This is a genomic window from Caballeronia sp. BR00000012568055, assembly GCF_029439455.1.
Lineage (GTDB): Bacteria > Pseudomonadota > Gammaproteobacteria > Burkholderiales > Burkholderiaceae > Caballeronia.
The window spans coordinates 1-24,858 of sequence record NZ_JAQFVG010000302.1 but is presented as its reverse complement, the minus strand read 5'-3'; the positions used below and the strand labels follow the sequence as shown (position 1 = coordinate 24,858).

Genomic DNA, 24,858 nt, shown 5'->3' with positions numbered 1-24,858 from the left:
GATGCGAGGCGCTGCGCGAGCCTTCGCCCTGTGCAGCGTGACGGCTCCTCGCAAGTTGCCCACAATCCCGCTCGGGCGCAATCGTCGAGCCTGAACGGGATGGGCGCGTTCTACTATCACTTCATCACGACGACTTGCGCACCCGCAGATACCAGTCGCACAGGAGACGCACCTGTTTCGGCGTATAACCCTTCGCGACCATGCGATTCACAAAGTCCTCATGCTTGCGCTGTTCTTCCGCCGATCCCTTCGCGTTGAACGAAATCACCGGCAGCAGTTCTTCGGTGTTCGAGAACATCTTCTTCTCGATCACCACGCGCAGCTTTTCATAACTGATCCACGCCGGATTCTTCCCGCCGTTGGCCGCACGCGCACGCAGCACGAAGTTCACGATCTCGTTCCGAAAATCCTTCGGATTACTGATGCCCGCAGGCTTCTCGATTTTCTCCAGCTCCGCGTTCAATGCGGCGCGGTCGAAGCTCTCGCCGGTGTCGTGATCGCGGAATTCCTGATCCTGGATCCAGAAGTCCGCGTACGTCACGTAGCGATCGAAAATATTCTGTCCGTACTCCGAGTACGACTCCAGATACGCAGTCTGAATCTCCTTGCCGATGAACTCAGCGTAACGCGAAGCCAGCACGTCCTTGATAAAGGACAGATACTTCTGCTCCGTTTCCGGCGGGAACTGCTCGCGTTCGATCTGCTGTTCGAGCACATACATCAGATGCACCGGGTTCGCTGCGACTTCGGTCGAATCGAAGTTGAACACGCGCGAGAGAATCTTGAACGCAAAGCGTGTGGACACGCCGTTCATGCCTTCATCCACACCCGCGAAATCTCGATACTCCTGATACGACTTCGCCTTCGGGTCGGTGTCCTTCAGATTCTCGCCGTCATACACCTGCATCTTCGAGAACAAGCTCGAATTCTCCGGCTCGGCAAGACGCGTCAGCACAGCCATCTGCGCCATCATCTTCAGCGTGCCGGGCGCGCACACGGCTTCCGCCAGCGACGAATTACGCAGCAGCTTTTCGTAGATCTTGACCTCTTCGCCGTAGCGCAGGCAGTACGGCACCTTCACTACGAAGATACGATCCAGCAATGCTTCGTTGTTCTTGTTGTTGCGGAACGCCTTCCATTCCGACTCGTTCGAGTGCGCGAGAATCACGCCATCGAACGGGATCGCGCCGAAGCCTTCCGTGCCTTTGAAGTTGCCTTCCTGCGTGGCCGTCAGCAACGGATGCAGCACCTTGATCGGCGCCTTGAACATTTCGACGAATTCGAGAAGGCCCTGATTGGCGAGGCACAGGCCGCCCGAGTAGCTGTACGCGTCGGCATCGTCCTGCGAATAGGTTTCGAGCTTGCGGATATCGACCTTGCCGACCAGCGACGAGATGTCCTGATTGTTCTCATCGCCCGGTTCCGTCTTGGCGATACCGATCTGGCGAAGAATGGAAGGATAGCGGCGCACCACGCGGAACTTGCGGATGTCACCGTTGTACTCGTGCAGGCGCTTCACGGCCCACGGCGAGAGAATGCTTTTCAGGTAGCGGCGCGGAATGCCGTACTGCTCTTCGAGCACGGGACCGTCTTCGTCGTAGTCGAACAAACCGAGCGGCGATTCATTGACGGGCGAGCCTTTGAGCGCATAGAACGGAACGCGTTCGGCGAGTTGCTTGAGACGCTCGGCGATCGACGACTTACCGCCGCCTACCGGTCCCAGCAGATAAAGAATCTGCTTCTTCTCTTCCAGACCTTGCGCCGCGTGCCTGAAGTAGGACACGACGTTTTCGATCACTTCCTCCATGCCGTAGAACTCACGGAATGCGGGATAGACCTTGATGACCTTGTTGGCAAACGTGCGCGACAGCCGCGGGTCGAGCCGCGTATCGACCATTTCGGGTTCACCGATCGCCTTCAACATGCGTTCGCCCGCCGTTGAATACGTGGCCGGATCTTCCTTGCAGAGCGCGAGATACTCCTCGAGCGAGAATTCCTCCTCGCGGGTTTTTTCGAAGCGGTTCGCGAAACTGCTGTAGATATCCATGCTACCTCCTCGCCGAAGTCAGAAAGCCTTGGTCGTCTCAGAGCGCGTAATCGAAACGACATCGCTTGAAATCATCCTAAACCCTTTCGAATTTTTTTTCACGCACTGTTGTTATGAGAATAAGTGCTGACTACACGATTTATTTTCGGTGACCTACAATCCTCATCCCAATGCCTCAATCGTGTTACCCGGCATCGTGCTTGCATGTTCGCTGGTCCTCGCTGTATCACCTTGATTCGCTGTGTCCTTCCGCCACTTCGTGAGCGTTCGAACACTTCGACCTGTCTTTGTTTCCCCTTCTCGTGTTCTACGCACGTGCTTGCTTGTCAGATGCAATAACCGCATCTGTCGTAGGGCGTTTTTCTGCCTTATATCGATGCGTCACATGCTTAAGCCAACACCAGCTCCAGCTCGCCGATACGGTCGATGGACCCATGCAGCATGCCCGGTCCTTCGAGCCGATACGCACCCGTATAAGAGCCCGTGGTGATAGTCCAGAACGGCTCGACCGTCAGCCCCATGCGCGAGCAATGATTGACGAGCCACAGTAGCAGTTCGCGCGGATCGCCCGCAGGATTGCCGCAGGCTTCGGGCATGATCGGCACGCCGTCGAGCGTGAGTTCCAGAACCGGTGCGATAAAGTCGAAGCCAGGCGCGACGACGTCGTAAGGCTCCATGCCGCTGACGATAAGCGCGCCGTTGTTCTGCGAGTCGGCGAGTTGCGCGAGCGGGTCAAGATTGGGCCACTGCGCGAAGCGGCTATCGACCACTTCGAGCGCGACGGCGACGCCGCCGATGGCCGCGAACACTTCCTCACGCGTATAGGCATCGGCGCGCGGCGGCAGTGCGTGCGCGAAGCGAAACGCGATCTCCAGTTCCACCAGCACGCGAAAGAATGAATCGAAAGGCAGGCGCGCGGGCGATGAATGAACCAGCGCGGCATCGATCGGCGCGCCGGCTGCGAGCGCGTCCGGTTTGCGTGCGCCGATCTTCCATGCGCCGATGCGCGCAGGACCTGATGCTGAATGGCGTAGGCCGTGGGCGCATCGGCGGGAATATCCGCCGGTGCGAGCGTGTCGATCAGCCGATGCTGGCGGCGCGCGTCCACGAGCTGCGCGGCGAGTGTCGATCCGGTCATGTAAGGTGTCCTCGTTCTTGGGCTGACTGTGATGTGTCAGCGTCAGTGTACGGGCTACCGGATCGGCATAGGTGACAGCTTAGAAGGTCTCCCAGTCGCCGCCTGCTGCAACGCTTACCGGCTTGGGCGCAGGCATTGGCTTTTGCGGCGCAGCGGGTTTGGCGCGTTTCGGTGGTTCTGCGCGTACCGTTGCACGCGGCGCAACGCGCGGCGCGACGACTGGCGCTGCAGGCGCGCTGTCCGCCACGCGGAACACCGCCACCGCTTCACGCAGCCGCGACGCCTGGTCTTCCAGCGATTGCGCCGCCGCCGCCGCTTCCTCGACCAGAGCCGCATTCTGCTGCGTCACTTCATCCATCTGCGATACCGCGCGCGACACTTGCTCGATCCCGCTCGACTGTTCTTCCGATGCCGCCGCGATCTCGCCCATGATGTCGGTCACGCGCTGCACCGCGCCGATCACATCGTTCATGGTGCGGCCGGCTTCATCGACGAGCGTGGTGCCGGTCTGGATGCGCGCGACCGAGGTATCGATCAGTTCCTTGATTTCCTTCGCCGCCGCCGACGAGCGCTGCGCCAGCGTGCGCACTTCGCCTGCGACGACCGCGAAACCGCGCCCTTCTTCGCCCGCACGCGCCGCTTCCACGGCGGCGTTGAGCGCCAAGATATTGGTCTGGAACGCAATCCCTTCGATGATCGAAATGATGTCGGCGATTTTCGACGAACTCTGGTTGATCTCGCCCATCGTCTGCACGACCTGCCTGACGACCGAACTGCCCTTGCCCGCGACATCCGATGCATTGGCGGCCAGCGCGCTCGCCTGCCGCGCGTTGTCGGCGTTCTGACGGACCGTGCCCGTCAACTGCTCCATGCTCGATGCGGTTTCCTGAAGCGCCGACGCCTGCTCTTCCGTACGCGACGACAAGTCCGTATTCCCCGCCGCAATCTGCTTGGTCGCGGACGCGATCGATTCGCTGCCCGTGCGCACCATGCCGACGGTGGACATCAGACTGGCGCGCATTTTGGCGAGACCGCCGAGCAACTGCCCCATTTCATCGCGCGATGTGACCACGACTTCGCGGCGCAGATCGCCTTCCGCTATGGCATCGAAATGGGCGAGCGCGGCTTCCAGCGGCCGGGCAATCGCACGGCGCAGCGCGGTCCACGCGAACGCGGCGGCCGCCAGGCCCAGCGCGATGGCCGTCAGGCTCAGCGCGCGGAACCAGAGATAGCGCGCCTGCGCGTCTTCGTAACTCTTGCGGGACGATTCGGTCAGGTACTTGCGCAGCGCGTCGTCGGCTTGCGCGAGTTCGTTGTAGGTGGCCTGCATCGCCTTGGCCGTGCTGACGATGGCCGCGCGGTCGTTCGCCGAAATCGCCGCAATGCCTTTATCGACGATTCCTTGCAGTTCGAGACGCTTGGTCTGCGCGGCATCGGCGAGACGGCGTTCTTCGTTGTCTTGCGGCAGCGCGGTGTATTCCTTCCAGTAGGCATCGGCGCGCGCACGCATCGCGCGCGAACGTTCGATGGTCGCGGCCACTTCCGCCGAGCCTTCGAGCAGCGCCGCGCGGTCGAACACCAGCCGTTCGCGCGCCGCATACATTTCCGCATTGCCGACGGCGATTGCGCCGGGCATCTGCACCGAATACGTGTTGAGCAGCGCTTCGTTGGAGCGGCTCATGCCGAACAGCCCCAGTACGCCGATGATGAGGAGCAACACGCCCAGAAACGCCATCGTGATACCCAGGCGCGCCTTGATCGTCCAAGCCAGTTTCATTGAGTGGTCCCTGATGCGGTCCGCGATTAAGGTGCGGAGGCGCTTGTGCCATCCGCTGACGGTGTATACGGCAGCGGATGCAGGACGCTTGAGCGATTTATTTCGTACGACGATACACCGGCGCGCGCTTTTCGCAGGTTTTAAGCGAAAACCGAACGATTATGCGGAAACTCGTGCGGCGATCTTATGCGGAGATTTCGTGGCGATGCGGGATCGAAGGCTGCGCGCCCTCACGCGTCACGGCAATCGCCGCCGCGCGTTGCCCGAACGCGATGGCATCCGCTACAGCGCTGCCGCGCGCGAGTTCCGCCGCGAAGCCACCGACGAAGGTGTCGCCCGCGGCGGTGGTATCGATTGCTTCGACTTTTTGGGTTTGGAACAGCGAGGCCGTGCCGTCGTCGAGCAGGGCGAATACGCCTTCCGAACCCAGCGTGACGATCACATTGCGCGCGCCTTTCGCCTTGAGCATTTCGGCGGCGCGGCGGGCATCGTCGGGCTTGTTGATGGTGACGCCGGATAGCGTCGCGGCTTCGAGTTCGTTGGGAATCAGATAGTCGATCAGCGGAAACCAGTCGATCGGCAGTTTGTGCGCGGCAGGCGCGGGATTGAGAATGGTCGTGCGTTGCAGACGACGTCCCGCAGCGAGCGCGGCGCGCACGGTATCCACAGGCGTTTCGAGCTGGCAGACGATCACGTCCGCGCTTGCAATCAGCGCTTCCTGTTCCGCGATATCCGCCGGCGACACTTCCGCGTTGCTGCCCGCCACCACCACGATGGAATTCTGGCTCGCGTCATCGACGACGATCAGCGCCACGCCGGTCGAGGCGCTTGTGCTCGTGGCCAGCGCTGTGCAGTCGATGCCTTCCGCTTCGAGCGCGGACTTCAGTATCGCGCCGTTCGAATCGTCGCCGATACAGCCGATCATCGCCACGTGCGCGCCCAGACGCGCGGCCGCCACCGCCTGATTGCCGCCCTTGCCGCCCGCCACCTGTTTGAAACCGTGACCGGAAATCGTCTCGCCCGGCCTCGGCTGGCGCGGCGTACGCGCGACCAGATCCATATTGAGACTGCCTACTACGGTGACACGGCCCTGCGGACTATTGCTCATGCGGTATTCCTTTCAGTGCGATCAGCTTCGGATGCGCTGCTCCGGCACCACGGCTGTCGATTCGCGGCGCACCAAACGCGGCGGCACCACGCGGCGGCGCGACGTGCCGCTCATCTTGCCGGTAATGCGTTCGATCAGCGTCTGCGCGGCCATTTCGCCGAGCGCGCGCACCGATTGTCCCACGGTCGAGAGCGCCGGGTACGTATAACGCGACAGTTCCACATCGTCGAAACCGATGATCGAGCAATCCGTCGGCACGTTGATATGACGCTCGGCCGCCGCGCGCAGCGCGCCGATGCCCATCATGTCGTTGCAGGCGAAGATCGCGGTCGGCTTCATGTTGTCGAACAATTGCGATGCCGCCGCGTAACCGCCCGTGGCGGAAAAATCGCTCTGCTGAATGGCGTTCGGCTCGATTTCGAGGCCACGTTCCGCCATCGCGCGGATAAATCCGTGCAGGCGCATCGCGGAAACGGCCGTCTGCACCGGACCGGTGATACAGCCGAACTTCGAATGCCCGAGTTGCAGCAAATGCTTGGTCGCGATATACGCGCCCTTTTCGTGGTCGATCTGCACCAGATCGGCCGTCACGCCTTCGATATTGCGATCGACGATCACCAACGGTTCGCGCGCGCCCGCGAGGCTCTGCGCCAGCACCGAATCCTCGCCCGCCGATGCGATCACCAGCCCGTCGATGCGCTTTTCCTGCAGCACGCGCAGATAGCTGCGCTGCTTGGCGGGTTCATCGTCGGAATTGCAGAAGAACACGCAGTAGCCGTTCTTCGCGCAACCGTCCTCGACGCCGCGCGCCAGTTCCGCAAAATAGGGATTGGTCGCGTTCGGCACCAGCAAGCCGATGGTCGCGGTGTGCTTCGCCTTCAGCGATCGCGCCACCGCCGACGGCACGTAATCCAGCTCACGAATCGCGCGCTCTACCTTTGCGCGCACATCGGCCGAAACCGGCCTTGAATTGTTCACTACGTGGGATACCGTCGTGAACGACACCCCGGCAATGGCTGCCACGTCTTTGATCGTCGCCATACTTCGTCCTTCGCTAGCTTTGGTCTGACTGCTTTTTATGGATGTGAGGCGTCTGGCTGCTGCCAGTGCGTACGGCCAGTACGCATTCTTTCTGTGTTGCACGCGTGGTTTCACGCGTCCCCGTTGCCTGCCGCCTCATCTCGTTACTGCCTCTTTACCGCTATTTCCTTGCCTGCACGCTTCGCCCCGTGCGAAACGCTAACGCCAACGTTAAAGCCAACGTTTAACTGAAAATGTCTGTCAGTTCACGTAACAACAGCGCGTACGTGATCAACCCCGCTTTCGCCTGCTTCGATACGTGTCCAGCACCACCGCCACCACGATCACGCCACCCGTGATGATGCGCTTGGTCGGTTCGTTCGCACCGATCTGCGCCAGTCCCGCCGCCAGCACCGAAATGATCAACACGCCGAAAAACGTGCTGATAACCGACCCGCGCCCGCCCATCAGACTGGTGCCACCGATCACCACCGCCGCGATCACCTGAAGTTCGACGCCCGCGCCCGCATTCGGATCAGCGGCTTCGAGACGTGATATCTGGAACAGCGCCGCCAATCCCGACAACGCGCCCATCAGCGCAAACACGATGATCTTGTAAGGCCGCGGATTCACCCCCGCGAGCCTGACCGCTTCCTCGTTCGTCCCGATACCTACGAGATATCGGCCAAAAATCGTCCGAGTCAAGACCAGGTGCGCAATAATCATCACAAAAACTGCAATCAGAAACGCCGGAGAGATTCCAAAGGCGATCGGATTCGACAAAAAGTCGAAGGCATCGCCGATATACGCAGTCCGCGAATTGGTCATCTTATAGGCGAACCCGCGCGCCGCTTCGAGCACGCCGAGCGACACGATGAACGACGGAATCCGCCACGCGACCGTCACCAGTCCCGTTACCGTGCCGGTCAGCGCCGCCGCCGCGAGTCCGACCAACGCGGCCGGAAACGCCGGCCAGTGCCACTTCAGCGCCGCCACGCTCACCACCGACGCGCCCAGCGCCAGCACCGATCCCACCGACAAATCGATACTCGCGATAATCAGCACAAAGGTCATGCCGATCGACATCACCACGAGATCGGGGATTTGATTCGCGATCGTGCTGAACGTGTCGTAGGTCAGGAAATGCGTGCTCAGCACCGAGAACAAGGCGATCATCGCGGCGAGCGCGCCCGCGAGTCCCAGATAGTTCGACAAGCCCAGCCGCGTGCCGACGCCTTTGGTGGTCTTCGGCGCGTCGGCGGGCAGATTGGTTTGGCTCGGTCCGCTCATTTCTGCTCCGCGTTGTTATCAGACCCGTTGTCGGGCGCTTTTGCGTCGGGTGCCAAAGGCTCGTGCAGGATCGCTTCACGCTTCGCGTAACCGGCAAAACCCGCCGCCAGCAGCGCATCCTGGCTCCAGTTCGCGCGCTCGAAAATACCCGTCAGCCGCCCAGCCGACATCACGCCGATGCGGTCGCAAATCAGCATCAGTTCGCGCAGATCGCTCGATACCACCACCAGCGCGCGCCCTTCGCGTGCCAAAGCGCCCATCAGCCCGTAGATATCGAACTTCGCGCCGACATCGATGCCGCGCGTGGGTTCGTCGAAGAGCAGCACGCTGCAATCGCGCGCCAGCCATCGGCCGATCACCACTTTCTGCTGATTGCCGCCCGAGAGCTCGGACACGGCCTGCGTCGGGCCGGACGTGCGAATGCGCATCGCGTCGATCTGTTTCTGCGCGAGCGCCGCTTCCCGTTTGTTATCGACGATGCCGCTTTTGGCGACCGCTTCCAGATTGCCGAGCGACACGTTTGCCGCGATCGGCAAGCTCAGCAGCAAACCCTCGCCCTTGCGATCCTCGGTAATCAGCGCGATGCCGTTTTCCACTGCATCCGACGGCGATTGCACGCTCACGGGCTTCAGCGCCCCACCGTGATGCGCGACCGAAACCGTGCCCGCGTCCGCGCGATCCGCGCCGTAAATCAGCCGCATCAGCTCCGTGCGGCCTGCGCCGATCAGCCCGCTCACGCCGAAAATCTCGCCCGTGCGCACTTCGAAGGACACATCGCGCACTACGTTTGCGCGCGTCATGCCTTCCACCTTCAGCCCGATTCCGCCGATACGCCGCTCGCCCAGATCGATCTGCTCGCCGAGTTCGCGGCCGACCATCAGCGTGACGAGTTGATCGCTGGTGAGATCGTCCATTGCGCCGACGTGTACGAGGCGTCCGTCGCGCAACACCGCCGCGCGCTCCGCGATCCGCCGCAATTCTTCCAGCCGATGCGAGATATACACCAGCGCCACGCCGCGCGATTTGAGCCGCGCAATCTGCTCAAACAGCAGATCGACTTCGCGTGCGGTGAGCATGGCGGTAGGTTCATCGAGAATCAGCACGCGGCAATCGCCGATCAGATTGCGCGCGATCTCCACCATCTGCTGATGCCCGATGCCGAGATTGCCCACCAGCATGTCGGGATCGATCGCATCGAGACCGACTTGCGCCATCGCGTGGCGGGCGTCATCGGCCAAACGCTTCTGGTCGATCCAGCCGAGCGCTTTTCGCGGCAGCTTGTTGAGGAACAGGTTTTCCGCGACCGACAGCGTGGGCAGCAGATTCAGCTCCTGCATGACCATACGCACGCCGAGCGATTCGGCGTCGGTGCGGCTTTGCGGCGCGTACGGGTGGCCGGCGAGCGTCATCGAACCGGTAGTCGGATCGACCAATCCGCCGATGATCTTCGACAGCGTGCTCTTGCCCGCGCCGTTTTCGCCGGTCAGCGCGAGCACTTCGCCCGGCGCGAGACCGAGCGAAACATCGGCCAGCACCGGCTCCACATACGTCTTGCCGATACCGGTTACGGTCAGCACGGGCGTAGCGGCAATAGAGTGACTCAAGGCTTCGTCGTGCATCCTCGCTTACGTCTCGATGGACTCGGCGACCGGCGGGCGCGTGAAGTAGGTCAGCGCCAGTCGGTGCGCTGGTTAAATGCTTATCGGCAGTGCGGTTGCGAACTTGAGCACGGCTGTTCGCAACCGCTGCACCGCTTACTTGACGATGCCCGCCTTCGTCACCAGATCGACCGGCGTTTCCACCACGGTCGAGAGTTCCGACTGCTTCTTGTGCTCCTTGATGGCCTTGAGCGCCACGTCGATGCCAAATACCGCTTGCTTCGCGGCGTATTGATCGGCGGTGGCGAGCACGCGGCCGTCGTTCAGCATCGGCTTGATCGCGCTGATGTTGTCGAAGCCGACCACCTGAATCTTGCCGGCCTTGCCCGCCGCGCGCACGGCGGAGACCGCGCCGATCGCCATGTTGTCGTTATCGCAGAGCAACGCCTTGACGTTCGGGTTCGCGTTGAGAATTTGCGAGGCCACCGCATTGCCCTTGTCGATCTCCCATTCGCCCGACTGCAAGGCGACGACCTTCATGCCGGCCGCGTCCATCGCTTCTTTGAAACCGGCGCTGCGGGCCTGTGAATTGGTCGTGGTGGTCACGCCTTCGATGATCGCGACTTCATCGCCCTTTTGCAGACGTTTGGCGAGATAGTCGCCCACTTTGCGCGCGCCCTTCTGGTTGTCCGGACCGACGAACGGCACGTTCAAATCCTTCGACTTGAGCACATCCTGATCCAGCCGATTGTCGATATTCACCACAATGATGCCCGCGTCAGCCGCTTTCTTGATCACCGGCACGAGCGCTTTCGAATCGGCCGGCGCGATGGTCAGCGCGTTGACCTTCGACACGATCATCTGCTCGACAATGCGGATTTGCGCGGCGGTATCCGTCTCGTCCTTGATGCCGTTGGTGATCAGATCGAACTGGCCGGAATTGTGCGCCTGATAATCCTTCGCGCCGTTTTCCATGGTCAGGAAGAACTCGTTGGCGAGCGACTTCATGACCAGCGCGACCTTCGGTTTGCCTGCGCTCTGTGCAAACGCGGGCGTGCTTGCAACGGGCAACATGGCCGATGCAGCGAGCGCAACGGCAGCCGTCAGAACGCGGCGGCGGATATTCTTATCCATTCGGATCTCCTCCAGTGCTTTGATTTGTGTTGTCTGGCGAACGTCTTTCTTACGATGTCTCCGGCAAGCGCAGTGCCGTGCGAGGCGAAACTTTCAGGCAGGCGCGAACGTTTGCTCGCCGTCGATTCTCGCGGCTGCTGCGCGCAAGGTCAATCGGGCTTACGTGTAGGAAGACGATGCTGGCGAGCGATTGGAGGCAGCGCTCGAAAAGATGCGGCGCGTCGGTGCAACGCGCCTTTCCAGACCTTGGAATTCAGACTTAAAGATCTTCTACCGATACACCCTCGACCTGCTTGTCGATAATCCTTCGCGCGTAGTCGATGCCCGCGCGCGTGGCATCGATCGGGCTGTCGAACGGTTCGTCGGACGGTACGCCGAACATCTCGGAACGGCCGCTCGCGCCTTGCGCGCTGCGCCCGATCGTCACGACGATATCGAAATGGCGCGGGCTGTCTTCGGCGTCATCGCGATCCTTCGCGCGTCTGAGCGCCTGCACGTGAATTTCGTAGCCTTTGTAGTGGTCGGCCAGTGGTGTGGACATGAAGCGGCTCCTCGTCTGATATCGGATCGGCGCATCTTAAGGGGATGCGTGCTCGAGCGCAGCGCGAAATCTCCTAAACATCGTGCCTGCATCGAATGACGTTCCCAACTCGATGCTGCATCGAAAGGAAGATGCAAGGCGTGTTCCCGCCAGTTGCCGATGCAGTCTCCCGATTTAACCTTATCCCACACTAGATTCGAATTCGGTTTGCCATAATGCGCGGGCGGGACAACAACAACGCAACAACGCAGCAACAACAACGGTCTACTCATCAGGGAGCCAACCATGTCGATTCGTGCCACTGCTTTTACCGTCGCGCTGACTGCCGCGCTGAGCCTTAGCTTCGGCGTCACGCCGTCATTCGCTGCCAATAGCCAGCAATCGAAGATGACCGACTGCAACAAGCAAGCGGGCGACAAGAAAGGCGACGATCGCAAGGCGTTCATGAAAAGCTGTCTCTCGTCCGCGCCCGCCGCCGCTTCCGAACCGATGACGCAGCAGCAGAAGATGACCGCATGCAACGGCCAGGCCGCCGACAAGAAAGGCGACGACCGCAAGGCGTTCATGAAGAGCTGCCTGAGCAACAAGGGCTGACGCTTCTATCGTTCCAATGATCCCGCCGCGCGCCGCATCCAGGCGGCGCGCAATTTACACGTTCTGCCTGCCGTTATTGCACTGCACCCAAGCAAGTGATTCGCACCTTCGTGTTTTTCTCATAAGATGGCGCGAAGGCGGCTGTCCTCATCAATATACGAACAAGCCCATCGCCGCCACTTCTGCATTGCTCGGCGCTTATATGCGCATGGAGGCAACGGATGGCATGGAGACACAAGAACCGCTGGTTCAGGCGGTGGCTCGTAACGATCACCTTCTGGCTCGTGCCGGTGATGATCGTCGCGGTGAACGAGGTGCGGGTCGAGATGGCCTACAACTCGGACGATCTTCAGAAGTCCCTCACAACCTGGGACCTGACCGATGCGCAACGCGCCGCAGGCGCGACATCGCAGTGCTATGGCTATGTCGAAACAGCGCGGGCCTCGGGCTGTCCGGCTGCGGTGATCGCTGCCAATGAAAAGAAGCATCAGGATGCGCTCGATGAATACGCGCATCGCAAAGCCACGCTTGCCGATTACCTCTGGCACGCCTTCGTCGGATACTGGATCGTGCCGGCGGCGTTTATCTTCGTCGTGGGCATGATCATCGGCGGAATACGGCGCGCACTCAGACGGCCCGAGAAGGCTACATCGCCCCACGCTCCCACAGAAGTAAAAACGACGAGTCACCCCTGATCGCGGGCCGGGTACGGTCGTTGCTACCCGGTACTGCGGCTTCCATGTCACACCTGAGTTGCAAGCGGTGAAATATCTGCTGGCCGGACGAATGCGAATCGGACGAAAACGCGCTGTAACGTCGTTCGGGCTGCTTCGAAAGGCTGACCGCAAGGCGGCGTTCATCGGGTGGACGAAAGTTCGTGTAATTAGCCACGCACTCGACTGATTTGGGGCGCGATTCGGAGTAAGCTTAACGTCAAAGTTACCTGCTCCGATTGCCGCGATTCCCGAAAAACCCTTGTCCGGCAAGGCTTGGCGTTGTGTGGTCCCGAGGTTGGCATTTCAGATTGCTGTGCTATAACAGGGCGAGCCTCACCTCCCGCTCTAATGGGGTTTCCCAAATTCCACGATGGAGAACAATGATGCAAAGACGAAACTTCATGATCAAGTCGACCGCTGTTCTGGCAATGGGAGGCTTCGCGCTTGCCGGTTGCACGACGAACTCGGGCAAAGGCGCTCAAGGAACCGCGGGCAATGCTGACGAAGCGCGTTCCATCGACGCTGACGTAGACGGCACCATCCAACGCCTGTATGCGACCGTTCCGGGCTCGCGTGAACTGGTCGCCAAGTCGCGTGGCATTCTGGTGTTCCCGTCGGTGATCCAGGCTGGCTTTATCGTCGGTGCGCAATACGGCAAGGGTTCGCTGCGCGTGGGCGGTGGCACCGTCGGTTACTACAGCACGACGTCGGGTTCGTTTGGTCTGCAAGCGGGCGCGCAATCGAAGGCGCTGATTTTCCTGTTCATGACGCAGGACGCGCTCGACAAATTCCGTAACTCGGACGGTTGGTCGGCAGGCGCGGATGCGTCGGTGGCGCTGGTCAAGATGGGCGCGAACGGCGCGGTCGATACCACCACCGCGACCAAGCCGGTCGAAGTGTTCGTGCTGACGAACGCCGGCCTGATGGCGGACGTATCGCTGCAAGGCACGAAGATTTCGCGTCTGAAGCTGTAAGCGTTTAGACGCCGGAACGACAAACCGCCGTGCGATGTGACTCCTTTGGAGTCGCGTCACACGGCGGTTTTTTTGCGTTTAAGTTCGGATTCAGGTCGTCGCGCGATCGATCAGTTTGAAGCGCGAACGCTTCTGCGCGCGCACCACAGCCTGATAAGCATCGAGATATTGCCGCGCCATGCGATGCGACGTGAACCGCTCCTCGAAGCGCTTGCGCACGCCTTCACGCGACAGCGTATGCAGCCGATTCACCGCCGCCACCGCGCCGATCTCATCCTCGACGATAAACCCCGACACGCCCTCGTCCACCACTTCCGGCACCGAGCCGCGATTGAACGCGATCACCGGCGTGCCGCAGGCCATCGATTCGATCATCACGAGGCCGAACGGCTCCGGCCAGTCGATCGGAAATATCAGCGCATGCGCGCCGGACAGGAACTCGGCCTTCTGGTTATCGTTGATTTCGCCGACGAAATCGACGTACGGCAATTCGAGCAGCGGCGCAATTTCCCGCTCGAAGTATTCGTGATCGGCGGCATCGACCTTGGCGGCGATCTTGATCGGCAGACCGCAGCGGCCTGCAATGCGGATCGCCGTATCGACACGTTTTTCCGGCGAAATTCGACCGAGGAACGCCAGATACTTCTGTTCCACCGGCTGCGGCGTGTACATGTTTTCCGGCAAGCCGTGATATACCGTGGTCACCCACTTCGCCTGCGGCAGCGGATGGCGCTGCGAATCGGAAATGGAGATGACGGGCGCGGAGTCGAAGGTATCGAAAACGGGCTGTTGTTCGGGCAAATCCAGACGGCCGTGCATGGTGGTCACGAACGGCGTGTCCTGGCGCTTGAACAGCGAGAACGAGTAATAGTCCATGTGGAAATGCAGCACGTCGAAGTCTTCGGCGCGACGGCGCACCATTTCCAGCAGCAGCATATGCGGCGCGATACGGTCGCGAATGGCCGGATCGAGCCGCAGCGCGCGCGGCCAGACCGCTTCGAGATTCGCGCTGGTCTGCGAGTCGCCGGTGGCGAACAGCGTGACATCGTGGCCCAGTTCGACAAGCGCTTCGGTCAGATACGACACGACGCGCTCCGTGCCGCCATACAGTTTCGGCGGCACCGATTCGGTGAGCGGAGCAATCTGGGCAATTCTCATCGTTCTCGTCTCCATGCGGAAATCGGCGTGCCGCGCCCGCCGGAGCTTCCGGCAAGCGCGGCACGCGGCGCGCATCGAGTATGACAGCAGGCCATAAGCGCCACCTTGGAGGTTTGCCCTTAAGCGTTTTCCTTTCTTGCGAAGTGTCCGGAAAACCGCCGTCGCACTACTCGATTGATATCGAGATTATTGAGGACGATTCATGCCGATGCGGCGTTTTTTGCATTTTCGTCGCCTTGTTACAGACCGGAAACACTCGTTTCGGACGACGGTTACGCTTTTTTTACGCCGCGCAGATCTGCCAGAAAACGGTCTCGCCACGCGCCGAGATCGTACTTGCGCAGCGCGGTCATGTTGGTTTCGTAGCGTTGTTTGCGTTCTGCCAGCGGCATCGCCAGTGCGCGGCCGATGGCATCCGCCGTGCCGACGACATCGTGCGGATTCACCATCACCGCGCCGCTCATTTCGCCCGCCGCGCCTGCGAATTGCGACAGCACCAGCACGCCCGGATCGGCGGGATTCTGCGCGGCGATATATTCCTTCGCGACCAGATTCATGCCATCGCGCAGCGGCGTGACCAGCCCGATCTGCGATTCGCGGAACAGCGACATCAGCTTCCAGCGGTCATAGCGCTGATTGAGATAGCGGATCGGCGTGTAATCCAGCCCGGAGTATCGCCCGTTGATGCGCCCGGCTTCGTATTCCAGGTTCTGCCGGATCTGCTGATACGTCTCCACATCCGCACGCGTCGGCGGCGCAATCTGCACGAGCGTGACATTGCCGCGCCACTCCGGCGACTTCTCCAGAAACTGCTCGAAGGCACGGAATCGCTCGACCAAACCCTTCGAATAATCCAGGCGATCGACGCTCATGATGAGCTTGCGCCCTTCCAGACTTTGCTTCAGGTCCATCACATCCTGACGCGCTTCTCCGCGCTCCGCCTGTTCGGCAATCTCATCCGGAAACACGCCGATGCGATACACGCCCGTGCGCAACTTGCGCCCGAACGCTTCGACGTGGCCATCGGACGTGGCGCTGCCGTGGGCGAATCGCGTGATGTAGTCGTGAAAGGCGAGTTGATCGCTTTCGGTCTGAAACCCGACCACGTCGTAACAGCACAAGGATTTGACCAGTTCCTCGTGCGGCGGAATGTTCAACAGAATCTGCGGCGACGGAAACGGAATATGCAGAAAGAAGCCGATCCGATTCGTAATGCCCGCCGCACGCAGCGCCTCGGCAAACGGAATCAGGTGATAGTCGTGAACCCAGAGAATATCGTCGGGTTCGAGCAGCTTGATGAGCTTGTGCGCGAGCCACGAATTCACCCGCCGATACCCCGCGTATTCATCGCGATCGTAAACGGCGAGATCATTGCGATAGTGAAAGACCGGCCACAACTCCGCATTGGAAAAACCGCGGTAATACTGGTCGTAATCCTTCTTCGACAAACCGACGGTGGCGAACGTCACCGCGCCGTCCTGTTCCAGCTTCGGCCCCTGATTGGCGACGGTTTCGCTGACCACATCGCCGCTCCAGCCGAACCAGACGCCGCCGGTCTCCTTGAGCGCGCCGAACACGCCGACGGCGAGTCCGCCCGCCGAGCCTTTGGTTTCGGTCGGCGTGGCGACGCGGTTGGATACGACGATCAGGCGGCTCATGTGCTCTCCTCTTTGCTTGCGATTGCTGTTGTAGTTTCGACTGAAAACGGCGGCGCGGGTTTCTTCGCGGCCTTTCGTTGCGGTTAGGCCGGTCCGGCTCGCCCGCCACGGCTGGCGACGGGATCGGCGGGGGTATCGACGGTGCTGGCCGGTGCGCTCGCCTGCGTGCGTTCGAGCGGCGGCGCGAAATCGACATGATGCGCATCCGTCGATAAATCCGCCCGCGCGCGCGGCAGAAATTGCGGATACGCCGCCTGCACGAAGTTCAGCAGACCTTCGCGCACGCGGCATCGCAAATCCCAGTTGAGCGCGGAATCGAAGGAACTGACCAGCACGCGAAGCTGCATGGCGCGTTCGGTGGCGTCGGTGACTTGCAGCACTTGTACGCGGCCGTCCCATTCCGGCGCGTGGGCCAGAATGCGCTCGAGTTCCTCGCGCAGCGGCGCGATCGGCATCCGGTAATCGACGTAAAGAAACACCGTGCCGATAATCTGCGAACTATTGCGCGTCCAGTTCGTGAACGGATTTTCGATAAACCACTGCAACGGCACGATCAAACGCCGCTGATCCCAGATACGGATCGATACATACGTGCCGGTGATTTCCTCCACGCGGCCCCATTCGCCCTGAATCACGACGACGTCATCGAGCCGGATGGGTTGCGACAGCGCGATCTGCAAACCCGCGATCAGATTGCCGAGCACCGGCCGCGCCGCGATACCCGCGACCAAGCCCGCCACGCCCGCCGATGCCAAGAGACTCGCGCCGATCTGTTGCACGCTCGGAAACGCCATCAGCGCCGCGCCGAAGCCGACGATAAAGATTACGAACATCACCGAACGCGCCAGCACGCGCGCCTGCGTGTGAATGCGCCGCGCGTTGAGATTGTCTTCCGCGTCCAGCGGATGCGCCTGCACGATCGCCTCGCCCACCGCGCCCGCCGATCGAATCGCGAGATAGGTGAGCGCGGCGATCAGCGCGACGGTTTCGAGATCGCGCAACACGGCGATAAACGGCATCGTGTCCGGCGACTCGAAAATCACGAAGCCGATGCCCGCGATAATCAGCAGCACCAGCGCGGGCGTGTCGATATAGCGCAGCACCACGCTCATCAACGGATACGGACGTGCGACACGCGTCAGAATGCGCGCGCCAATGCGATGCACGCCGATCGCCACCAGAATGACGACGGCAGCGACGGCGAGCGCGCCCGGCCAGGTGCCGAGCGGCCGTTCGGCGAGATCGAGAAAGTGATCGAAAGAAAGCATGAGCGTCGCGGGATCGGCCTCTTGAGGAAGGTGGATACGGCGGCACGCGTAGTGCAAATTCGATACAGCATACGGGCTGGCTTCGCCCGCTCAGGAAACACTCAGGAAACAAAGCGAGGCAAGCGCAATGCCTGCCCGCTTCGTTCAACGCTCAAAACGTACCGCTAGCGCTCCGCCTTGCAGGGAAACGCTTTGCCCAGACCGAGCGACACCATGGTCGTCGCGTTGAATTCGGCCTTGTCGGGATTGTTGGCGATGTACTTGCGCACCGCGTCGGTCAACTGCTGCGGCTTCACGTCGGTCGGCAAACAAAAGTATTGGCCGACCTGCGGGCCGGAGGTTCCCCCGATTGCTTCGATGGTGTTGTACACGCCGTCCGCCGCGCCCTCGATATAGGCGGCGCAGGCCGTGCGGGAGTTGGGATCGGTTTTGGTGCAGAGCTTGTTCAAATCGTTGCCGGTAAACGCGAACGCGCAAACGGGCGTCGCAAGAGCACAGGCGAAGACGAATTCCCGCAGCATGATCTTCCTTTTATGTTGAGCGGCGGATGGATATGGCTGATTCGGAGCAAGGCGGCCTCCCCGGCCGCCCGAGACGTTATTTTGCACCGTTTGCGCCTTGTGCGGCGCCGTTCGGCATCGAATTCAGGCGCGCTTGCAGGCCTTCGGCGACATCTTTCTCGTTGTACTTGGTGGCGAAATCCACCGCCGTCATGCCGATCTGATTCTTGATCCGCAAATCCGCCCCTTCATCGAGCAGCAGCTTGCAGGTTGACAGATGACCGCCGCGTGCGGCCATCATCAGCGGCGTGGTGCCGTTGGGCGAACCGGCATCGATATAGGCCGAATGATCGAGCAGGATTTTCACGACATCGTCATGACCGTTGGTGGCGGCGTAATGCAAGGGCGTCCAGCCCTTCTTGTTCACTTCGGCATCCTTGGCGATGAGCGTGTTCAAGAAGGTCACATCGCCATTGAGCGCGGCGAGCATCATGGCGTTTTCGCCAGCCGGATCGAGCTTTTCGAGGTCGGTTTTATCGTTGCTGGCGAGCAGCGCGCCGACCTTGTCCGACTTCTCGCGCGCCGCGATCACCAGAATGGGCGTGCCGGTGCTATCGACCGTGTTCGGATCGGAGCCTTGCGCGAGCGCTTTTTTCACGCCGTTGATGTCGTCGAACTTGACCATCTTGACCAGCGAGTCCACGGAAGTCGCGGCCCACACCGGCTGCGCGACGGCGCATGCGGCGAGAAAGGCGCCGGCGAGCATGGCGCGGGCGGAGGACTTGCGGGAAGACATCGAAAGATTTTTCATAGTGGACCTGCCTTGATATTGCGTAATTCGTTAATTCGAAGGGTGCGACGAGTGCGATGGCCGTGCGATCTTGAACAGCCGGAAAAAATTCTCGGTGGTCGCCTGCGCGACGGTCTCATCGGTTTGTTCGCGCAACTGCGCGATAAAACGTCCGACATAGCTGACGTACGCAGGTTCATTCGGCTTGCCGCGATACGGCACCGGCGCGAGATACGGCGAGTCGGTTTCGATCAGCAAGCGCTCGATCGGCACACGGCGCGCCACGTCCTGCACCTCGGTCGCCTTCTTGAACGTGACGATGCCCGACAGCGAAATATGAAAGCCCTGCGCCAGCGCCTTCTCGGCGACATCCCACGGTTCGGTAAAGCAGTGCATGACGCCGCCCGGCACCTCGGCGCGCTCTTCCTTCATGATCCGCAGCGTGTCTTCCGACGACGACCGCGTATGGATAATCAGCAGCTTGCCCGTCTGATGCGCCGCGCGAATATGCGTGCGAAAACGCTCGCGCTGCCACTCCATCTCGTCGATGCTGCGGCCTTCGAGCCGGTAATAATCCAGCCCGGTTTCGCCGATCGCGCACACCTTCGGATGCTTCGCCAGTTCGACGAGTTCCGCGACGCTCGGCTCCTGCGCATCCTCGTGATCCGGATGCACGCCGACCGACGCGTACACGTTATCCGCCTGCTCCGCGATGGCGAGCACCGAAGGCAGCGTTTCCAGATCGACGGACACGCACAGCGCATGCGTCACCTGAAGCTCGCGCATCTTCTCCAGCACTTCGGGCAGACGGTCGCCCAGTCCTTCGAAGTTGATATGGCAGTGTGAATCGACGAACATCCGATGCTCCTTATGCCGCAGCTTGCTTCGTATTCAGCCGCAGCCCGACGATGACCAGATCGCGCTCGACGCCATCGAGTACCGCGACGCGCGGCAGCGTGCCCCAGGTAGTGAAGCCGAAGCCGCCGAACAGTTTCATGCTCGGCTCGTTGTGACCGAAGATAAAGCCCAGCACCGTATCCACTTTCAGCGACGGCGCGCGATCGAGCGCTTCACGCAGCAGCTTCTTGCCAAGCCCCTTGCCGCGCGCGTTCTCATGCAGATAGATGCTGACTTCGACCGTGCGCGCATAGGCCGGACGGCCATAAAAATCCGAAAAGCTCAGCCACGCGATGATCTCGCCGCCCTCTTCCACGACCCACAGCGGACGCGCGATCGGACTGTGCGCGTGAAACCACGCAAGCCGGCTTTCGACCGTGACCGGATCGAGGTCGGCGGTGACGCGGCGCGATGCGATCGTCGAGTTGTAGATGGCGACGATGGCGGGCAGATCGTCGAGCGTGGCGTCGCGATAGAAAGTGCTCATGGTTCAGGCGATAAATATGCCGCGATAGGCAAGAAAAAGTTCTTCGAACACCAGCCGCGCGTTCAGCGGATGATTTTCCACCGCGCGCTGACGCGTCACCGTTTTGATGTAGCGCGCGAGTGCGGCGGGATCGGCGGACTGGGCGCATCGCGCGAGCGACTTGGCGGCGGCCGGGAAATAGCGCGGGCGGCCGGCGGTGCGTTGCGCGAGGACATCGTAAAGCCAGCGTTGCAGCCAGCCGAGCACCAGCGGCACCGGCAGTTTCTGAAGGTTTTCGCCGCACGCGAAGGCATCGCAATTCGGGCCGGCGGCGAGTTGTGCGAGCGTGAAATCGCGTAATGGGCGGTTTTCATCGCTGGCGAGCGCGAGGGCCGCGAGCGGTGCGCCGCCTGCTTCGGCAAGCAAACCCGCTGCATCGTCGATACCTTGGGCGGCGAGCCACGTGCGTGCTTCGTCGGCGTTCGGCATGCGCATGGGCCACTGGCGGCATCGGCTGATGATGGTCGGCAGAAGCCTGTCCACCCGCGCCGATACCAGCAGGAACACCACGCCCGAAGGCGGTTCTTCCAGCGTCTTCAGCAACGCATTCGCTGCCGCGACGTTCAGCGCTTCCGCCGGATACAGCAGCACGACGCGCGCGCCCCCGCGATGCGACCCGAGCGCGCAGAAATCGAGCAGCGCACGCACTTGCTCGATCTTGATTTCCTTGCTCGGCTGACGCGTTTTCTTGCCGCCGTCGTCATCGGCTTTATCAGACGATGCTTCGGCGTCCGCGCCCGCTGCGGCCAATCCCGCGAGAATTTCCGGCAGCACCACACGGTAATCCGGATGATTGCCCTGCGAGAACCAGTGACACGCCGGACACGTTCCGCATGGTTCGCCGTTCGCGGCGGGCGTTTCGCACAACAAACCCTGCGCCAGATGCTGCGCGAACTGAAACTTGCCGATGCCGGGTTCGCCGTGCATCAACAGCGCATGCGGCCACTGCGGGCGCAATTGCTGGAGACGCTGCCAGTCGTCGGTTTGCCAGGGATAGATCATGGTCCGGTTCAGAAAGCTTCAGAGTGTGGCGACGACTTCTTCGAGCCGCTGACGGATTTCATCGATCGGCTTGCTCGAATCGACGATAAAGAAACGCTCCGGCGCTTCCTCGGCACGGCGCAAATACTCCGCGCGCGTGCGCTCAAAAAACGCTTCCGATTCGCTCTCGAACTTGTCCGGCGCGCGCGCCGATGAGCGGCGTTCGCTGGCGGTATCGGTTGGAATGTCGAACAGCACAGTCAGATCCGGCTGAAAACCGCCCTGCACCCAGCGCTCCAGCGCTTCGAGCTTGTCGCGCGGCAATCCGCGCCCGCCGCCCTGATAGGCGAAAGTCGCGTCCGTGAAGCGGTCGGACAGCACCCAGTCGCCGCGCGCCAATGCCGGTTCGATCACTTGCGCGAGATGTTCGCGGCGTGAGGCGAACATCAGCAAAGCTTCGGTTTCAAGGTCCATCGGCTGATTCAGCAGGATGCCGCGCAGCGTTTCGCCGAGCGTGGTGCCGCCCGGTTCGCGCGTCATGACCACGCCGCGTTGCTGCGCTTCGAGTTTGGCCGCGAGTTGCTGGCGAAACCAGTCCAGATGCGTGGTCTTGCCCGCGCCGTCGATACCCTCGAACGTGATGAACTTGCCACGCGCCATTCATTGACCCCGGATGTACTTATCGACGGCCTTGTTGTGGTCGCCGAGATTGTCGGAAAAGATGCTGCTGCCGTCGCCGCGCGAGACGAAATACAGCGCGGTGCTCGCGGCGGGATTGAGCGTGGCGTTGAGCGCGGCCACGCCGGGCAGCGCGATCGGCGTCGGCGGAAGACCCATGCGCGTGTAGGTATTGTACGGAGTGTCGGTCTGCAGGTCCTTTTTCTTCAGATGACCGCCGTAGGACGGGCCAAGCCCGTAGATCACGGTCGGGTCGGTCTGAAGCGGCATGCCGATCCGCAGCCGGTTGGCGAACACCGCCGCCACCAGCGGCCGGTCCTGCGCCCGCCCCGTTTCCTTTTCCACGATCGACGCCATGATGAGCGCGTCGTAAGGCGTCTTGTAAGGCAGATTCGGCGCGCGATTGGCCCATGCTTCGGTCAGCCGCTGCTGCATCAGCTTGTAGGCGCGTTTGTAGACGGCGAGATCGCTGGTGCCTTTGTCGAAGAGATAGGTGTCGGGGAAAAACAGCCCTTCAGCGGTGGTTTTGTCCGTTTCCGCCGCGCCAATGGCCTTCAGCAGATCGATATCCGTCATGCCGACGGTGTCGTGCGTGAGCGCCGGATTGCCATCCAGCTCGTTGCGCATCTTTTGCAGCGTCCAGCCTTCGATGACGGTCGCCACGTATTCGTTCACATCGCCGCGCGCGATTTTTTGCAGGACTTCGTAAGGCGTGACGCCGCTTTTGAACGCGTAATTGCCCGATTTAAGCTGCGAGGCAAGCCCGAGCGCGCGCGTCATCAGCACGAACAACTCCGGCTCGACCTCGACGCCGCCGCGGTTGAGCTGAGTGGTGACGCTGCGCAGGCTGCTGTGCGGTTTGATGGTGACATCCAGTTCGGGCGTCTTGAGCGAGACTGGCCGATTGGCCCACCAATAGACGCCGTAGCCAACGGCGGCCGCGAGCACCGCGGCCAGCACCACAGCCACGACGCATTTCTTCAGAAGGGACATGCCGGACACACTAGGAATAAGACCAATATAATAACTTGCCGGCCTGAGCTTCGGTCAGACTGACCGAGGCGGCCTCAAGGATTGACCGCTCTCCACCACATGAATTCCCCGACCGCATCCGACTTCGACGCCGTGAGCAACGCCGGCGTTTTCATGCCGCTCTCGCAATTCGGCGCCATCGACATCAAGGGCGAAGACGCCGCGTCCTTTCTGCACAATCAGGTAACCAACGACGTTCAGCATCTCGATGCATCGATCGCGCGTCTGGCCGGTTATTGCTCGCCGAAAGGCCGGCTGCTCGGCTCGTTTCTGATGTGGCGCACGCCGGACGCCATCCGCCTGCTGATCGCGCAGGACGTACAGGCCGCCGTGCAAAAGCGTCTGTCGATGTTCGTGCTGCGCGCCAAAGCCAAATTATCCGACGCCACGCCCGAGATGCTCGCCGTCGGTTTCGCAGGCGACGTGCGCAAGCCGCTTTCCGGCATTTTCGATGCCCTGCCCGACGGCGTGCACGTCAAGGTCGATGGTCCGCACGGCTCGCTGATTCGCGTACCGGACGCACTGCGCCGTCCGCGTTTCCTGTGGGTCGGCCTGAAAGCGGATGTCGAAGCGCAATTGCCGAAGCTCGAAGAAAAGCTCAAACGCGCGCCCGCCGAATTGTGGGATTGGCTCGATATCCACGCGGGCGAGGCGCGCATCACGCAGGCGACGGTCGAGCAATTCGTGCCGCAGATGGTGAATTTCGATGTGCTCGGCGGGATCAACTTTAAAAAAGGTTGCTATCCAGGACAGGAAATCGTCGCGCGCAGCCAGTATCGCGGCACGATCAAGCGGCGCACCGCGCTCGCTCATGGCGCTGCCGCCACGCCCGGCGCGGAGCTGTTTCATTCCGCCGATCCGGGTCAGCCGTGCGGCATGGTGATCAACGTGGCGGCTGCGCCAAACGGTGGCGTCGATTGTCTGGTCGAAATCAAGCTGGCCGCGCTGGATAACGGCGCGGTCCACGTCGGCGCAGCGGATGGTCCGGCGCTGGAGTTTTTGCCGCTGCCGTACGCGTATCCGGCGGATCAGTGATCCCGCGTGCCTTATGTGTCTGATCGTCTTCGACTGGCAACCGGACGCTGCTTCTGACGGCTCGCGCGCGCTGCTGACGCTGTCGGCCAATCGCGACGAATTCTTCCAGCGTGACGCCGACCCGATGCACTGGTGGCCCGACGCGCCCAATGTTCTGGCGGGCCGCGATCTGACCGGCGGCGGCACATGGCTCGGCATCACACGCGATGGCCGCTTCGCCGCGCTGACGAACTATCGCGCGCCGAGCGAAGTGCGTCCGGATGCGCCGACGCGCGGCCTGCTGGTGAGCGCGTTTCTGTCGGGCGATCGCGTCGCGCCGCTCGACTATTTACACGATGTCGCGCGCGACGGGCATCGATATAACGGGTTCAATCTGCTGGCCGGGGATTTCACGCGCG

Annotated in this window: 23 protein-coding genes and 1 pseudogene; 5 read left to right on the top strand and 19 right to left on the bottom strand. The window is 61.5% G+C overall.

What is annotated here, in order from left to right; translation table 11 throughout:
- Nucleotides 1-124 precede the first annotated feature (124 nt).
- From P7F28_RS20065 to P7F28_RS20025, 9 genes and pseudogenes are all read right to left on the bottom strand, one after another.
- A complete protein-coding gene (locus P7F28_RS20065; RefSeq protein ID WP_277186338.1) occupies nt 125-2,047 on the bottom strand; it encodes a PrkA family serine protein kinase in 1,923 nt (640 codons plus the stop codon).
- A gap of 389 nt (nt 2,048-2,436) precedes the next feature.
- Nucleotides 2,437-3,185: pseudogene (locus P7F28_RS20060) on the bottom strand (2-keto-4-pentenoate hydratase).
- Between the two features lie 79 nt (nt 3,186-3,264).
- Nucleotides 3,265-4,962 (bottom strand): methyl-accepting chemotaxis protein, encoded by a 1,698-nt coding sequence (locus P7F28_RS20055; protein ID WP_277186337.1) that lies wholly within the window; start codon nt 4,960-4,962, stop codon nt 3,265-3,267.
- Between the two features lie 184 nt (nt 4,963-5,146).
- Nucleotides 5,147-6,070: a ribokinase gene (gene rbsK / locus P7F28_RS20050; protein ID WP_277186336.1), complete on the bottom strand. Its 924-nt coding sequence runs from the start codon at nt 6,068-6,070 to the stop codon at nt 5,147-5,149.
- 21 nt (nt 6,071-6,091) lie between these two features.
- Nucleotides 6,092-7,111: a LacI family DNA-binding transcriptional regulator gene (locus P7F28_RS20045; RefSeq protein ID WP_277186335.1), complete on the bottom strand. Its 1,020-nt coding sequence runs from the start codon at nt 7,109-7,111 to the stop codon at nt 6,092-6,094.
- Nucleotides 7,112-7,381: 270 nt separating this feature from the next.
- Complete coding sequence (locus P7F28_RS20040; RefSeq protein ID WP_277186334.1) at nt 7,382-8,380, bottom strand: ABC transporter permease; 999 nt, start codon at nt 8,378-8,380, stop codon at nt 7,382-7,384.
- Nucleotides 8,377-9,984, bottom strand: coding sequence for a sugar ABC transporter ATP-binding protein (locus P7F28_RS20035; RefSeq protein ID WP_277186333.1), 1,608 nt, complete (start codon nt 9,982-9,984; stop codon nt 8,377-8,379). The genes P7F28_RS20040 and P7F28_RS20035 overlap by 4 nt, the downstream gene beginning before the upstream one ends.
- A 150-nt stretch (nt 9,985-10,134) precedes the next feature.
- Nucleotides 10,135-11,112, bottom strand: coding sequence for a sugar ABC transporter substrate-binding protein (locus P7F28_RS20030; RefSeq protein ID WP_277186332.1), 978 nt, complete (start codon nt 11,110-11,112; stop codon nt 10,135-10,137).
- 259 nt (nt 11,113-11,371) lie between these two features.
- Nucleotides 11,372-11,653, bottom strand: a complete 282-nt coding sequence (locus tag P7F28_RS20025) for a hypothetical protein (RefSeq protein WP_277186331.1) — start codon at nt 11,651-11,653, stop codon at nt 11,372-11,374.
- A gap of 285 nt (nt 11,654-11,938) precedes the next feature.
- Between P7F28_RS20025 and P7F28_RS20020 the strand changes: the two genes are divergently transcribed.
- From P7F28_RS20020 to P7F28_RS20010, 3 genes are all read left to right on the top strand, one after another.
- On the top strand, nt 11,939-12,247 hold the full coding sequence (locus P7F28_RS20020; protein WP_277186330.1) for a PsiF family protein: 309 nt from the start codon (nt 11,939-11,941) through the stop codon (nt 12,245-12,247).
- 221 nt (nt 12,248-12,468) lie between these two features.
- Nucleotides 12,469-12,942 (top strand): hypothetical protein, encoded by a 474-nt coding sequence (locus P7F28_RS20015; protein ID WP_277186329.1) that lies wholly within the window; start codon nt 12,469-12,471, stop codon nt 12,940-12,942.
- Nucleotides 12,943-13,346: 404 nt separating this feature from the next.
- Nucleotides 13,347-13,937, top strand: coding sequence for a YSC84-related protein (locus P7F28_RS20010; protein WP_277186350.1), 591 nt, complete (start codon nt 13,347-13,349; stop codon nt 13,935-13,937).
- Between the two features lie 90 nt (nt 13,938-14,027).
- Here the strand turns inward: P7F28_RS20010 and P7F28_RS20005 are convergent, their stop codons facing one another.
- The 10 genes from P7F28_RS20005 to mltG form a co-directional block, all read right to left on the bottom strand.
- Complete coding sequence (locus P7F28_RS20005) at nt 14,028-15,095, bottom strand: glycosyltransferase family 4 protein (protein WP_277186328.1); 1,068 nt, start codon at nt 15,093-15,095, stop codon at nt 14,028-14,030.
- Nucleotides 15,096-15,367: 272 nt separating this feature from the next.
- Nucleotides 15,368-16,753 carry an alpha,alpha-trehalose-phosphate synthase (UDP-forming) gene (gene otsA / locus P7F28_RS20000; RefSeq protein WP_277186327.1) on the bottom strand — a complete coding sequence of 462 codons (1,386 nt, stop codon included), beginning with the start codon at nt 16,751-16,753 and terminating at the stop codon, nt 15,368-15,370.
- 83 nt (nt 16,754-16,836) lie between these two features.
- On the bottom strand, nt 16,837-18,021 hold the full coding sequence (locus tag P7F28_RS19995) for a mechanosensitive ion channel family protein (protein WP_277186326.1): 1,185 nt from the start codon (nt 18,019-18,021) through the stop codon (nt 16,837-16,839).
- A gap of 164 nt (nt 18,022-18,185) precedes the next feature.
- Complete coding sequence (locus tag P7F28_RS19990; RefSeq protein WP_277186325.1) at nt 18,186-18,542, bottom strand: Rap1a/Tai family immunity protein; 357 nt, start codon at nt 18,540-18,542, stop codon at nt 18,186-18,188.
- A gap of 76 nt (nt 18,543-18,618) precedes the next feature.
- The gene (locus tag P7F28_RS19985) at nt 18,619-19,332 is read right to left on the bottom strand and encodes an ankyrin repeat domain-containing protein (RefSeq protein WP_277186324.1); all 714 of its coding nucleotides are present in this window, start codon (nt 19,330-19,332) and stop codon (nt 18,619-18,621) included.
- A gap of 30 nt (nt 19,333-19,362) precedes the next feature.
- On the bottom strand, nt 19,363-20,169 hold the full coding sequence (locus tag P7F28_RS19980) for a TatD family hydrolase (RefSeq protein WP_277186323.1): 807 nt from the start codon (nt 20,167-20,169) through the stop codon (nt 19,363-19,365).
- Between the two features lie 10 nt (nt 20,170-20,179).
- Entirely contained in the window at nt 20,180-20,695 is a 516-nt protein-coding gene (locus P7F28_RS19975; RefSeq protein ID WP_277186322.1) for a GNAT family N-acetyltransferase, read from the bottom strand.
- Nucleotides 20,696-20,698: 3 nt separating this feature from the next.
- Complete coding sequence (locus tag P7F28_RS19970) at nt 20,699-21,736, bottom strand: DNA polymerase III subunit delta' (protein ID WP_277186321.1); 1,038 nt, start codon at nt 21,734-21,736, stop codon at nt 20,699-20,701.
- Nucleotides 21,737-21,754: 18 nt separating this feature from the next.
- Nucleotides 21,755-22,375 (bottom strand): dTMP kinase, encoded by a 621-nt coding sequence (gene tmk, locus P7F28_RS19965; protein ID WP_277186320.1) that lies wholly within the window; start codon nt 22,373-22,375, stop codon nt 21,755-21,757.
- The gene (gene mltG / locus P7F28_RS19960; protein ID WP_277186319.1) at nt 22,376-23,386 is read right to left on the bottom strand and encodes an endolytic transglycosylase MltG; all 1,011 of its coding nucleotides are present in this window, start codon (nt 23,384-23,386) and stop codon (nt 22,376-22,378) included.
- A gap of 99 nt (nt 23,387-23,485) precedes the next feature.
- Here mltG and P7F28_RS19955 point away from each other — a divergent pair, with 99 nt between their 5' ends.
- Nucleotides 23,486-24,460, top strand: a complete 975-nt coding sequence (locus P7F28_RS19955; protein ID WP_277186318.1) for a folate-binding protein YgfZ — start codon at nt 23,486-23,488, stop codon at nt 24,458-24,460.
- Between the two features lie 13 nt (nt 24,461-24,473).
- Nucleotides 24,474-24,858: NRDE family protein (locus P7F28_RS19950; RefSeq protein WP_277186317.1), on the top strand; the 385-nt coding region annotated here is incomplete at its 3' end.